Origin of the sequence: Pseudothermotoga lettingae TMO (genome assembly GCF_000017865.1) — a bacterium.
Taxonomy (GTDB): Bacteria; Thermotogota; Thermotogae; order Thermotogales; family DSM-5069; genus Pseudothermotoga_B; species Pseudothermotoga_B elfii.
The window spans coordinates 676,026-689,297 of record NC_009828.1; the positions used below are offsets into that span (position 1 = coordinate 676,026).

The 13,272-nt window shown below is 36.8% G+C and carries 16 protein-coding genes; 2 read left to right on the forward strand and 14 right to left on the reverse strand.

The features are described 5' to 3' along the window. Positions 1 to 15 precede the first annotated feature (15 nt). From queA to TLET_RS03435, 14 genes are all read right to left on the reverse strand, one after another. Positions 16 to 1,005 (reverse strand): tRNA preQ1(34) S-adenosylmethionine ribosyltransferase-isomerase QueA, encoded by a 990-nt coding sequence (gene queA, locus TLET_RS03370; protein WP_012002708.1) that lies wholly within the window; start codon positions 1,003 to 1,005, stop codon positions 16 to 18. Next, positions 1,002 to 1,952: a hypothetical protein gene (locus TLET_RS03375; RefSeq protein ID WP_012002709.1), complete on the reverse strand. Its 951-nt coding sequence runs from the start codon at positions 1,950 to 1,952 to the stop codon at positions 1,002 to 1,004. Before TLET_RS03375 ends, queA begins: the two co-directional genes overlap by 4 nt. Beyond that, on the reverse strand, positions 1,949 to 3,235 hold the full coding sequence (locus TLET_RS03380) for a DUF5693 family protein (protein WP_012002710.1): 1,287 nt from the start codon (positions 3,233 to 3,235) through the stop codon (positions 1,949 to 1,951). Before TLET_RS03380 ends, TLET_RS03375 begins: the two co-directional genes overlap by 4 nt. Next, entirely contained in the window at positions 3,204 to 4,463 is a 1,260-nt protein-coding gene (locus tag TLET_RS03385; RefSeq protein ID WP_012002711.1) for a hypothetical protein, read from the reverse strand. Before TLET_RS03385 ends, TLET_RS03380 begins: the two co-directional genes overlap by 32 nt. Next, positions 4,460 to 5,344 carry an RluA family pseudouridine synthase gene (locus tag TLET_RS03390; protein WP_012002712.1) on the reverse strand — a complete coding sequence of 295 codons (885 nt, stop codon included), beginning with the start codon at positions 5,342 to 5,344 and terminating at the stop codon, positions 4,460 to 4,462. The genes TLET_RS03385 and TLET_RS03390 overlap by 4 nt, the downstream gene beginning before the upstream one ends. Continuing rightward, entirely contained in the window at positions 5,334 to 5,780 is a 447-nt protein-coding gene (gene smpB, locus TLET_RS03395) for an SsrA-binding protein SmpB (protein ID WP_012002713.1), read from the reverse strand. Before smpB ends, TLET_RS03390 begins: the two co-directional genes overlap by 11 nt. A gap of 15 nt (positions 5,781 to 5,795) precedes the next feature. After that, positions 5,796 to 6,119, reverse strand: coding sequence for a YraN family protein (locus TLET_RS03400; protein ID WP_012002714.1), 324 nt, complete (start codon positions 6,117 to 6,119; stop codon positions 5,796 to 5,798). Next, on the reverse strand, positions 6,116 to 6,406 hold the full coding sequence (gene gatC / locus TLET_RS03405) for an Asp-tRNA(Asn)/Glu-tRNA(Gln) amidotransferase subunit GatC (RefSeq protein ID WP_012002715.1): 291 nt from the start codon (positions 6,404 to 6,406) through the stop codon (positions 6,116 to 6,118). The genes TLET_RS03400 and gatC overlap by 4 nt, the downstream gene beginning before the upstream one ends. Continuing rightward, positions 6,390 to 6,614 (reverse strand): carbon storage regulator CsrA, encoded by a 225-nt coding sequence (gene csrA, locus TLET_RS03410; protein ID WP_407635795.1) that lies wholly within the window; start codon positions 6,612 to 6,614, stop codon positions 6,390 to 6,392. Before csrA ends, gatC begins: the two co-directional genes overlap by 17 nt. Before the next feature lie 7 nt (positions 6,615 to 6,621). Then, entirely contained in the window at positions 6,622 to 7,092 is a 471-nt protein-coding gene (gene fliW, locus TLET_RS03415) for a flagellar assembly protein FliW (RefSeq protein ID WP_012002717.1), read from the reverse strand. Positions 7,093 to 7,119: 27 nt separating this feature from the next. Beyond that, on the reverse strand, positions 7,120 to 8,010 hold the full coding sequence (gene flgL / locus TLET_RS03420; protein WP_012002718.1) for a flagellar hook-associated protein FlgL: 891 nt from the start codon (positions 8,008 to 8,010) through the stop codon (positions 7,120 to 7,122). A gap of 5 nt (positions 8,011 to 8,015) precedes the next feature. Further along, positions 8,016 to 10,610, reverse strand: coding sequence for a flagellar hook-associated protein FlgK (gene flgK / locus TLET_RS03425; protein ID WP_041428402.1), 2,595 nt, complete (start codon positions 10,608 to 10,610; stop codon positions 8,016 to 8,018). A gap of 83 nt (positions 10,611 to 10,693) precedes the next feature. Continuing rightward, the gene (gene flgN, locus TLET_RS03430; protein WP_012002720.1) at positions 10,694 to 11,155 is read right to left on the reverse strand and encodes a flagellar export chaperone FlgN; all 462 of its coding nucleotides are present in this window, start codon (positions 11,153 to 11,155) and stop codon (positions 10,694 to 10,696) included. Positions 11,156 to 11,158: 3 nt separating this feature from the next. Next, positions 11,159 to 11,425 carry a flagellar biosynthesis anti-sigma factor FlgM gene (locus tag TLET_RS03435; RefSeq protein ID WP_012002721.1) on the reverse strand — a complete coding sequence of 89 codons (267 nt, stop codon included), beginning with the start codon at positions 11,423 to 11,425 and terminating at the stop codon, positions 11,159 to 11,161. Positions 11,426 to 11,492: 67 nt separating this feature from the next. On the opposite strand from TLET_RS03435, the gene TLET_RS03440 reads away from it, so the two are divergent. Both TLET_RS03440 and TLET_RS03445 read left to right on the forward strand, forming a co-directional pair. Then, entirely contained in the window at positions 11,493 to 12,257 is a 765-nt protein-coding gene (locus TLET_RS03440; RefSeq protein ID WP_012002722.1) for an energy-coupling factor transporter transmembrane component T family protein, read from the forward strand. A 17-nt stretch (positions 12,258 to 12,274) separates the two neighbouring features. After that, positions 12,275 to 13,264, forward strand: a complete 990-nt coding sequence (locus TLET_RS03445) for a BMP family lipoprotein (protein WP_012002723.1) — start codon at positions 12,275 to 12,277, stop codon at positions 13,262 to 13,264. Positions 13,265 to 13,272 lie beyond the last annotated feature (8 nt).

Sequence of the window (13,272 nt, forward strand, 5' to 3'; positions counted from 1 at the left end):
AATTCACCTGCTTTTTTATGTTATAAACATGGCATCGCCAAAAGAATAGAAACGATAACGTTTCTCGATGGCTTCTCTGTATGCCTCCATAATGAAATCATATCCAGCAAAAGCTGCAACAAGCATCAGTAGAGTTGATTTGGGAAGATGGAAATTTGTTATCATTGCATCTACAATTTTGAAGTTGAACGGTGGGTATATGAAGAGCCTGGTTTCTCCTTCAAGCTTGCCATTTATCCCATATTCTTCCAGTGCTCGAACCACAGTTGTCCCAGTTGCTATGACGCGGCCACCAGACCGTTTAGTTTTTTCTACTAACTTAACAGTGTCCTGGCTAATTTGATATCGTTCTGGATGCATTTTATGATCCTGAACAAATTGGGTCTTCACCGGTCTAAAAGTACCAATTCCGACATGTAAAGTTATCTCTGCAATTGTCACACCAGTTGACTTAATTTTTCTCAAAAGTTCTTCCGTAAAGTGAAGTCCAGCTGTTGGAGAAGCAATTGCACCATTTATTTTCGCATAAATTGTTTGGTATCTTTCTATTGGTATCTTTGAATGAACATATGGAGGTAGAGGAGCTTCACCGAGCTTAAAAAGATCTTCATCAGTGGTTTCAAATTTCAAAGTTCTCATTCCCTGATCAGCTTTTGATAAACACTCAGCAGTGAAAGTTTCAAAATTCAGAATATCTCCAGGTTTCACCTTTTTTCCAGGTTTAACCATGCAATTCCACAAATTCGTTCCAATTTTCTCAACCAGAAGTACTTCAATTGTTGAATTGGCTTTTTTTGCGAAAAGTCTTGCTGGGATAACACGTGTGTTGTTGAGTACCAGCAAGTCCTCAGGATTCAGATACTCGACTATATCTCGAAATATCCTATGTTCTATATTCCTACTTTTTCTATTCAAAATCATCAAACGTGAGGTGTCACGTGGTTCGACAGGGTTCTGAGCTATCAATTCATCCGGTAAAATGTAATCGAAGTCAGAAACTTTCATTCAAAAAACCTCCTTGGATCTATTCTCAAAATACCTGGATTCCATTCTGAAAATCTATCACTGCTGATAACAATTGCCTTTTTCTGCATTGATAATTTTATTATCAGTTCATCTGCCGGGGAATGCAGGATGATTGAAGGGCTGTGGTACCAGGGAGAGTCTGTGAACCCTGGAAAATACAATATATTTTTGTCAAAAACTATCAAAAATGGGTAGTAGAATTCTTTGTTCTGAGAAATTCTTTCGAGAATGAAATCGATATCGAATATCCTCTGTCTGTACATAACAATGTTACTGCCATCCAGAATCATTGGGCAAACAATTCTACGAGTTAGAATTGCTTTGATGTATGGATGACATCTTAATTTTTCGATTACAGATGATCTTTCAATGTAACTGAGATCTAAATAGAGTTGTTTAAATGTTTCAACATCACCGAGATTATAAATCGTTAATTGGTTGATTTCATTGACTAACCAGTCTATATTACTGTTTTCAGCTTTCATAAGAGCAGCTTGCAATTCAACAAAATTTTCAAGTCCTGATTTTTTCAGCAACTGCCGACATTTCAAAACAAATGTTTCTATATCGTTTTCTCCGGTCATATCGATCATTTCTGTACTTGGTGGAGGGTAAAGGGAAGGTTTTACCCAAAATAGCCATTCAAGAGCGGCAATGGACGGCAATGAGAAGTCTTTAGAAAATTCTTCAAGTCTCATAATAAGTGGTTTTTTCCCGTGAAGAAGCCTTTTTACTGCTTTTTGCATAGAAAAAAGATTTTCGATTCTTATAATGGTTTTTAAAGGACCGATCAAATTGGATTGAAATACCTTTAATATATTAAAATCCCAATCCTCTAAGGAAAGTGATTTCAGAATTTTTTTTCTTCTGATTTGTAATTTTTCTAATCTCAGGAGATAATCTGGATCATAAATATTCAACTTCATTTTGTTCTCCCTACAATCCAGTAAGTCAAATAACCAACTAATATAGAAAACATGGATCTGTAAAGCGAAACTACCATAGGTGATTTAATGTGGCAAAAGGTATTAAAAGTAGATAGAAGTGCGATTGCTCCTATGATTTCAAGAATGAAATTCCATTTGAACTTTTTCAATCTTAAAGACATAAAATATGCTGGATAGCCAACTATTTCTTTGAATCTTGGTCTAATCCAGAGTAATCCTTCAATACTATCTCTGAGTTTTCGTTCGAATTCAGATACAAAGGACACATTCCCTGATCGGGAAATATAATATAATCCTGCTGTTGCAACAACAATTAAAAGAAAAGGAAAGTATTTTTTGAGCCATTTCCACTCTTTGATGAATGTTTTAACGATTAGCAAGCTTGGTAAGGCTATCAGAGATATTTTTACCCCTCTGTATTGAAGAATATCATTTATATGCAGAAAATCTGAAAGGGCTGCGTAAGTTAAAATACCAATGATGAGATAAAGTAATGGCAGAAGCTCCTTTTTTTTGGCGCTAAAGTAAATTGCAACTGTGGCAATTATTGAAGCTGTTGAGACTGCCAGCGGAAAGCTAAAAAAAACTACAAATAATGGTATTACAGCCAGTACTATGTTGAAAGAACTTATTGCAAATAAAATGGCTAAAAAAGGTATGAACTGAAGATTTGCAAAATTGTTTTGAGGAATGGGCAATGGCGACGGTTTACCGAATTCGCTTTCAATCTTTTTCAGTACATAATTCATATTGATGTTTTTTACTGGTTGCACCCAAATAAAATCTATACTTCTTTCAAGAATAGCCCTTCTCAATCTGTAGTAAACCATAGACTCATTCATCCTGAGTTTCTCAACTTCTTCTTCTCTTACAGTATGAACACGGAAGACGGCTTCTTTTTTTAATCTGTCTTGCACAACTTGTTTTGCGAATGGTGTACTTTCATTGAACTCAAGAATACCTATGTTCGTGCCGTATTCGTCCGCCATGATTGTATAGTCAGCAGGATCAAATGTGGAAAAATCGCCTTTGAAAATTACATATTTCATGAAAGGTTGAAGAATCTCCCCTGGTTCAACAATCCAAATTATCTCGCCAGTTTCCGTTGTGATTCTTTTTTCATCCAGGGTATAACCAAGTGAATATTTAATCCCACGTAGATCGCTTTTAATTCTCACTGGGGTAAAATAAGCAAGATAAAAAAATGAAACTATTATAAACACAGTTCCGCTAACGCGCCTCAATTGAATAGCTTTCCCCATTTACTCTCACCTTTACCGAGTTACCTTTGCCGATCCACCATTTTAGATATGGCGAAGAAAACCAAAAACCTCCAATTTCGGTTACAAACTCATTTTTCTCTGCTATTATTCCCTCTGGAGGCAATTTTTTATTGAAGATATTCTCAACAGCATAAGACCTATTTCCAAAATTATCACGTGCCATCACAATTAACACGTGTTTTCCCTCACTAAGACTTATTAACCCTTTGGTAAGTTCTATCTTTTGATCATCTATATAAACCTGTACATCGTAGCTACTTTTATCAATTGTTTTAATGTCTATTTCAAACAAATTTGATCCTCTCTCAGTGATTGAAGTACTTATTTGTGGAGGTGTAGTGTCCAGAACAGTGGTTTTTAAAAGCTCTATTTTGCAGGGTTCAATCTTTACAAATGTTACTGTTCCAGGAAAATCAAATTTCTGCATATGAAACCCACTCAGAGATATATATCCTTTGGGGAGATATGAGCCGAGTTCAGCAGTTCTCACATTTTCTTGCCACTCTTGTTCGTCGATTTTAACTTCGAAAACATGGTGTGTGTTTTGAAAATTTGCCTCTATTGTGTGAGATCCTGTTGAAAATACAGCACATGGGCTGTCTACATGTACTCCATTAATAATCCAATCGATCTTTTGCATTGGCGTGCTGGTGAAAATTGGTATTATAGCTCCACCGAACCCGGGATATTTTGTCAACACGTAATCAATCTGATTTTTAGACACATTTATTGGATATTTACCTGGTTTGGAGACCATAAAGGGGTCATATTTCACAAAATGTGGTAGAAACTCGTTCAATCTTTTTTGATCGATTTCTTCTAATAAGATAAAGTAATCTGCATATACTTCGATAGGGTAGCTGTCTATGATTATAGAAATAGATTGACTCGATGAAAAAAGTTCAATAAGTTTTTCAAATACCTCTTCTGGAACAATCACATCTGTTGAAGACGTTCCTAATGTCAGACCAGAGTCAGTAATAAAAAATTTTGTTTTTGGTAAGGGGATATACTCGACATCTATTCGAGGAGGAATATAAAATTCCTTAACGACTCCTCTATATTTCAAATTTTTTGGAATCTCTGCTTTGAATGTCATTTTGAAATCATCGGTAAAAAGATAGCCGCTGCTATCATAGGTGTTCAGAAGTAACGTTTGTGAAAAACATATGGTTGTTAACAATGCACAGATGAGAAAGATTCTCATTTTTTTAGCCCCTTAATCACACGCTCAAGATCATCCGGTAAGGGTGCTTTAATGGATATAACACCAGGTTCAGAAGGATTTGTAAAACTTATACGAATACAGTGGAGGAATTGTCTTCTCAGGTTATGCTTTTTTTTGAATAACTCATTTACTTTTTTATCTCCGTAAAGGATATCGCCAACAACTGGATTTCCTATTAACGCAAAGTGTTTTCTTATCTGGTGAGTCCTTCCAGTGTGAAGGATTACTCTCAATAAAGAAGTATCCCTGAAGTTTTCGAGAACTTTGTATTCTGTCAGTGCTTCTGAACCATCAAGGGGTTTGTCTATGAACCCATCTCCGAAAATTTTTCCTGAAACTAAGGTAATGTATTCTTTTTTGACCAATCTATTTCTAAACATGTGGCTCAACGTTCTTGCCGTTTTTACATTTTTTGCTATAACCAGTACTCCTGAAGTATCTCTGTCCAATCTGTGAACCAAGTGTGGTTTAAATCCCTTTTTTGCTCCGTAGAAATGAAGCCCCTGGATAAGAGTAGTTGATCTGGTTTTTTCAGATGGATGAATCGTTATACCAGCTTTTTTGTTCAGAATCAAAAGATTATCATCTTCATAGAGAATATCGAGTTTAAGTGGAATTGAAGGCAGATCTTTTTTTTGTCGATAAACGGCTAAATCTGCCTTTATAGTAACTTTATCTCCCACATAAAGCTCTGTGTATGGTTTGCGCACAGTCTTCCCGTTGACCTGTACACAGCCAGTTCTCAGAAGTTTATAAATTTCCGATAATGGAACTGCTTTCAGTTCATTTCTTAAAAATTTGTCGAGTCTTCTGTATGAATTCTCTTCGTTAATAGACAGTTCAACAATTTTATTCTCCATACTTCAAGTAAGTTTTAATTTTCCTGTTTATCTCCTTTCTCTTAATTTCTTCGCGTTTGTCATATCGTTTCTTTCCTCTGACCAGTGCTATTTCTACTTTTGCCAATCCGTGGTCGTTGAAATATATTTTCGTTGGTATAAGAGTCAACCCTGTGGTTGTCAATTTTCCTATCAATCTTTTAATTTCTCTTTTATGGAGCAGTAACTTTCTTGGTCTTTCAGGATCATGATTAAATCGATTTGCAAACTTATAGGGACTTATATGGAGGTTCAGCATATATATCTCGTTGTCTCTCACTCGACAGAAAGCGTCTTTAAACGAAACGTTTCTCTCTCTCAGAGATTTTACCTCTGTTCCCTTCAATTCTATACCTGCTTCGTAAGTTTCCAGAATCTCATAATCACGGATCTTTTTGTTCGTAGCTACTATTTGCACAAGATACCACCTCAATCATATCTGAATATCTTCAAAGTGTTCTATGCCTTTTTCTGTTACTTCAATTACATCTATCCTGTAACCTTTAAAGCTGTCTTTCGTATTCATAATGTAATCATTGGCAGCTAACTGTATGTGCCGTATTTTCTGCAAATCTACCCTGGTTCTTGGTAAAAAGAAACTGTTCCCACTTTTTACTTCAACAAAAACGAGGTACCCTCTGTACCTCGCTATTATATCAATTTCGCCAAACCTGGTTCTATAATTCCTGGCAAGTATTTTAAAACCCTTGTGCCGAAGGTATCTGGAAGCCTTTTCTTCTGCTTCTTTCCAGTTCAAATGTGAATACCAGGGACAACTATTTGGCCGGAACGTTCCTTTGGAAAAGCGGATTTTATTAAATCAACGCAATCGAAATCTCTCACAAAATCTTCCCTCAGTTCTACAAATCTTTCAACAGGAGTGTACATGGGCTCGGTGCTTTCCACATTCACCTCATCCAGTAGTTCCATATATCCAAGAATTTCCCTCATATCTTTTTCAATCAATTTTCTCTGATCTGCTGTTAATTTCAAACGCGCTAATTGTTCTAAGTGTTCTATTAGACTCTCATTTATTTCTATCAAGAAAAATCACCTCACTCAGATCCACAATATCAACCTGAACAGCCATCTTGTTTTCTTTTACTATCTTTTGGTATATCTCTGCTCTATATATTTTAACATGAGACGGTGCAGATATACCTATCTTAACTTCGCTTCCCTCTATCCTCAAGATTTTTACTTCTATGCTATCACCTATCATAAAACTTTCTCCAGATTTTCTTGAGATCACCAGCAAACTATTCACTCCCTGTTTTGCTCTTTTTGAGTAGACTCTGACTTCTCTCTATTTCATCTTTTACAAGGTGTTTCACAGAATAAGAGCTGTTTTCTTGAATGATCTGTTTTGCCTTTCGGTTTTTCAAGTTTATAACAATGGGAGCCAGCAGATTGATTGTTGTTTTTTCGGGACATCCTTTTGGTATTGTTAATATCGATAAAATACCCACGTCATTCTTATCCTTAATGTCAAGATCTTGGATATCTTCGTCAGTAAGAGTGAGAGAATAGTCAATGCAAACAAGCCAGGGATCCACCACAGGTAAAGCAACAAATGGATCTTCGATAGATGTAAGCCACTGAATTGGTTGATTCTGGATGGGTATTAACGCAAATTTTCGCAGATGCGTAAAGCCGGGAATACCTTCATTAAAATACAAAATATCTTCGTCGCGTATATCAATTTCACCCAGCTTTGTCTTGTAAATCATTATCTGTCCACCTCTTATCTTTTCTTTCTATTCTATAAAATCCACGAGTGTACTTGTTAAAACATTTGCTGCTGACTTTAAAGCAGCTGTTAAAGCAGCCTGGTGCGTTGAAAGTTTTGTCAACACCTCTGTTATATCTGCGTCTGTTTCCTTGGAAATGTATTCGGTCATGAATGTGTTTAAGTCTTCTATTCGTGTGGAGATCATCTCAACCATTCTCTGATCAGCCCCAATTTTTGCTAACCCTTTCGATACTGTATCTTCGAGATAATCCATACTCATCAACGAGATTCCACCGAGAGTTTCCTGATCATTAGATTCAAGAGCGTTTATTGTTATATCGATAAGCTGGAAAACACTCATTCCACTATCAGTTTGGAACACATCTTTTGCAGAAAGTCCATATTCAACTCTATATCCGAGCGCATTAACAAAGCGGGATTTTGCCGAGTCAGGATTCAAAACAATATTTCCATCTTGATCAACAGGCGGCTTGTTGCTTGCATAACCAGCAAATATATAATCTGTTCCTATCTGCGTGTTTGCAATTTGTATAAGCTGCTCTTTTATTTGTTTAACTTCCTGGGATATCGCTTTTCGTTGTTCATCGGTTAAAATCCCATTGGCACCCTGAGTAATAAGTTCTCTCAATCTCTGATAAATGCTGCTGATTTCTTGCAGTGATGTATCGTAAGAATTCAGAATATTTTCCGCGTGATCTATATTTCTCTCGTATTGCTCTAATTCACGGAGTCTGCTCTTTAAGTTGGATGTTCTTGTTGCAGTTACAGCATCGTCGCTCGGATATCTGACTTTCAAACCAGATGAAAGTTGATCGTGGAATTTGGCAATACTGTTTATATTTTTTTGGATGTTGGTAAGAACTCTCTCACCAATCATTTTATTGGTAATTCTCATTTTTACTACCTCCCTACGACACCCAGCTTATCTATAACCCTTCCTATCATTTCATCGATAGTTGTTATAACCCGAGCTGAAGCATTAAATGCATGCTGATATTGTATCATGTTAGTCATTTCCTCATCTAAGGAAACACCCTTCACACTCTCTCTTGCTTGATCAATCTCACTTCGCAAGAGTTCGGTATTATCTTTCATTTTTGAGGCGCTTTCTGATTCAACTCCGAGTTCAGCAACAATACCACCCATAAATTCATAAAAGCTTTCTTTGCCGTCTGAAAGCAACGTCTCATATCTTGAAGAAGATATGAGATTTACTATTTCAACGTTGCTCTCTCCTGTTGGCAGAAAATCTGTTGCGTTCCATGTGATGTTCCACAATGTTTTGCCTATATCTACAGCGAGAGATTCCGCGTTTAAAAGTAAAGCATTTGACACATTCCATTGGTCTACAAAGAAATAAGGTTCATAACTCTGACGTTTATCAACGGTCAGAAATTCACTCAAAGAAAGCCTGTTTCTGACAGAATCAAAGTCCTCGTTTCTTGATATTAAAGTATAAGAAACAGACCAGTCCGCATCAAAATTTACTGGGTCTGAGTTTGTATCTATAAGCCCAAGCATTTCAAACAACCCCTGAGGACCTTCGATTGTAAATGACATGAGATCAAATCCGTAACTTTCTCCAGCTCTGAGGACAAAAGCACTGTGAGGGGTCAGATCAGCCGTAACACCGGTATTTGTTGAATTTATCTTTGTTACGAGGTCTTCGAGAGTATCTCTGGTTGGATCAATATGAATTTTTGTATTGTTTATAATTATGTCAAAACCGTTTGTCGCATCAAAATTAGTCATCGAAAAAGCTATATTTTCCAGAGTTTCTGAAGGATCAAGTACAGTGTATGTTTTATAATCAGCACCAGCCTGAACAAAAAAGCCTCCGTCATCGACGATACTTAATCTGTCCGGGTCAAACTCCATTTGCCCATTAGGAATTATTAAAAGGGTGTCATTTACTATCAGGGCATGTACATTTGATAGCTGGCTGTTTACCTGATTTGCTATATCATTCAGGGTTGTTGAAGAATCAACTGCTATGTTCAGTGTCTCTGTGATTTTTGTACCATCAGAGAGCGTTTCTTCAAAATTGATCGTGTATGATCCACTTTGAACATTTGAAAGATCTGAAAAAGATAGTAATTCAAGTTGCTTTGTTGAAAATCCCAATTTGCTGAGAACACCGCCGTTTTCATCTATTACAAGTGTGTTTCTGAGATTTTCTGAACTTTCAAAATACAGCCTGTAAAAAGAGTTTACGCCGTCAGGGCTGTGCTGCCCTGTATTCAGCGTCAGCCAAGTAGTCGATAATTGTGTAATTAAATCGCTCACGTTGCTTCCGCTGCTGATAGAAATATTAGTGCTGTTAGATCCGTCAAACAGAACCAGAGATCCATCTGAAGTAAAAGTGAGATTTTGTAACTGTGATTCACTGGTATACCCACTCAAACCTGTAGCATAATATAAAGGTCCGGATGAAATCTTTCTGCTTCCTAAGATTCTGTATAAAGCGGGATCATCATTCCCATAGGAAGACACAATGGGGTTAAACAAATTCAGGCCAGTAATTTTACCTGATGAGTCAAATCCTTCCCTGTGAATCAGATTCAGTTTATCTGTCAATGAAAGAGCGAATTCGTCGAGGTAATTCATGTATTTGACGATGCCGCCATCTCTCAGATCAAACAATGCCTTAAGTTTTCCGTCAGAAACCGTTATTTTTGAATTCCCAGCAAACAATTCAAAAAAACCTTTTGCATAGGGTCTTTGCTCAGCTCTGATTTCTGTTTGAACCGAGCCAGATAGCACTACCTGATCACCGAACATCAATATTGTCTGCCCGTCAGAAGTCTCGTAATATGAGATATTTGCGTATTGTGAAAGCTCATCGAGTATTCTGTCTCGCTCATCAAGTAAATCATTTGGTGTCGTCCCAAAAGCTACCGATATTCTGATTTGTTCATTTATCTGCGCGAGCCTTTCTACCATTGAGTTTATATCATCTGTTGTTTGATAAATCTCCTGATTGATATCTTCTCTAAGTTGTTGAAGGCGGGTATAAAGATCTTTAATATTTGTGACAAGCTCTTCTGCACGTGATATAAACTCTCTTTTTGCTGCAACATTTGTTGGATCTGTTATGATTTCTTCCGCAGCGGAGAGAAAGGAATCGTATAAACTCCTTATTCCAGAATCTCCAGGTTCTGAAAAAAGCTGCTCAATGTAATGAAGGTTAGAGTAAATTGTATCGAAATAACTATACCTGTTTGAAGTTTGTCGATACTGAATATCGAGAAATAAATCTCTGACTCTCTGAACATCTGTAACCTGAGAACCTGTTCCAAGCATCAAAGGAATAGATGGTTGAGTTAAGGTTGCTAAAGGGATTGGTGATGTTGTTTGAATAACAGGCCTCTGCCTTGAATAACCATCAGTACTGGAATTCGCTATATTATGAGCCACGACATTCATGGCCAGTTTATGTGTGTAAACACCGAGTAACGCTGTGTTTAAAGAACCAAAAAGGCTTAAATTTGCCAGAAGATCCCCTCCTCAATCAATTGATCTTTCTCTATATTAAGGATTGTTTCCTAAGAATATTATCGGCAAGGCCAAAGAGGAGATTAGCTTTGAGCTTCGAATCTGTGTGAAGAGCTTTTTCTCAGCGATGCATCACCATTGTATGTTGATTGAACAGGATTGCTGAATGTCGAAATCAGCATATCTATATAATCAAGCTGAAATTTAGACAGTGTTTTCAATCTATCCATCTGTACTGAAATCTCGTTGAATAATTTTACGATTTTAAAAACCATTTCAAGAATAGTTCCACCGGTTTGTTTGGCAAATTTGTAAAATGAAATTTCCTGAGGATAATTCAAATTTCTCTTCAAAGATTCAAAACATTCTTTTCTTTCATCTTCAAGCTTTTCAAAAGAGCAGATCAACTGTTCCAGCGTAACAGTGGTACTGCTCATTTCATTCAGATTTTTAGATAACATGGATTTCTCGTGCTGATAAAGGCTTTTGGAAATTTCCAAAAGCACAACTTCCTCATTTGAGAGGATTCTAACCAGCTCTTCCATTTGTTACATCTCTCTGAGTAAATGTCTGGCTATTCTGTTCACGTCTATATTGTATATGTTTTGCTCAACAGCTTTTTTGATCTCATTTACGAGCTGCTCTCTAATTTCTGGTGATTCCTTGGCTGTTTTTATCATTTCTGCAATATTCAAACTGATATCTATACTCTCACCAGGAGCAGATTGCTTTATTTTTGCTTTTTTCTCAACTTTCTCAACGTTCTCTGCCTTCTGTGGCTGGAGAGGACCACCAATTCTGTTTATTTCCTGCACTCAAAACCCCTCCTGAAGTGTATAATCGTCCAAAAGAGAAATTTCTTTAATCTGGAGGTAATTGACAATGTCTGAAATAAATTTTGGAAAATACATTGCATTAAGCTCTTTTGTTCACAAGTTAAACCCCGTTTCGAAAATATTTTTCGTCATTTTTCTTATCATAGAGACATTTTTGATCTCTAACTGGCTGTATTATATCATACCTGGAACTCTGTTGGTGATTTTTATGCTTGGTTCAAAAATCCGGATTTCTTTGTATTTTGAAGATGTAAAAAAACTCTGGTTTTTGATCCTGATAATTTTTTTATTACAGTTTACCAGTGGGGTTAATCTGCACAATTTATTTAATGCAATTGAAACAGTTTTAAGAATAATCATCATTGTACTACTGTCATCAATTTTTATTCGCACAACCCGACCTGTTGAGCTTGCTCGTTCAGTTGAAAAAGGATTGATTTTGATACGAGTCAGAAGATCTTTATCGAGAGATATATCGATGACATTAGTGCTTGTTATGCAATTTATTCCGGTACTTCTTAAAGAAATTAATAGAATAAGAACAGCTCAGATGATAAGAGGCTCAAAGATGTCGAGGGGAATTTTCAAAGGCTTGCAAACTGTTATATCCATAATGATACCTCTTGTGATTTCAACTATAAGGCGTGCAGAACAGGTTGCAATAGCTATGGAAAGTAGAAGATATGGTATGTATGATAACACCACGAGTTATTATAAAAGTGAAATAAATCTTCCAGATGTAGTCGTTATAGTCTTGTCTGTTGTCTTGCTAATCTTGCCAGCGGTTTTATCCAAATTATTGATAAAATAAAACTGGAGGTGAATTTCGTGAAAAGAGTTATTTTTGCTGCAATATTGTTAATATCCGTGCTTACTTTAGCTGCACCAAAAAAAGTGGCATATGTGATTAATGGCTCACTGGGTGATCAATCTTTTTACGATTCTGGCTATGCGGGTATCAAAGAACTTGAGGAAAGGTACGGCGTTCAAACGAGAGTTGTCGAGTGCAACTTTGATCCTTCTTTATATTATCCGAGCTTGATGACAGCAGCACAGTGGGCTGATGTAATATTTGTTATATCCTACGGTTTTGAAGAAGAGCTGAAAGAAATAGCCATGAAATTCCCTGATAAGATATGGGTCAATATTGATACTGTTGTTCAGGATGAAAAAGGGGTTATATCAAGTGTAGATTATAGAGAAGAAGAAGGAGCATTTCTCGCTGGTGTTGTAGCTGCGATAACCACGAACATGACAGAGTTAGCGGGCATTAATCCTCAAAAAATCATTGGCGCTGTTGGAGGAGATGATGACATAGTCATCAGATCGTTTGTTTATGGATACGAAATGGGTGCAAGGTATATTGATCCGGAAATTCAGGTGAAGGTAATTTATGTGGGTACCTGGGATGATCCTTCCAAGGGAAAACAGGCTGCTCTGCAACTTTATGCACAGGGAGCAGATGTAATTTTTCAAATCGCTGCCCTAACAGGTTTTGGCGTTTTGCAAGCGGCTCAGGAAGTAGGAAAGTATGCAATAGGGGTTGATTCTAATCAGAATCCGTTAGCACCCGGTCATGTGATAACAAGTGATCTAAAAGAAGTCGGAAAGTCGATTCTCATGATCTATGATATGATTGTTAATAATTCTTTTGAAAAAGGGAAGATATACAGCCTCGGCGTAAAAGAGGGAGCTGTTGGGCTGGCAATAGACGAGTATACTCGGAAGATTTTGCCACAGGCAGTGATCGACAGAGTTATCGATATTCAGAACAAAGTTGCTTCTGGAGAGATAAAGATAGAACCATATAGGCCCTGAGGAGGATT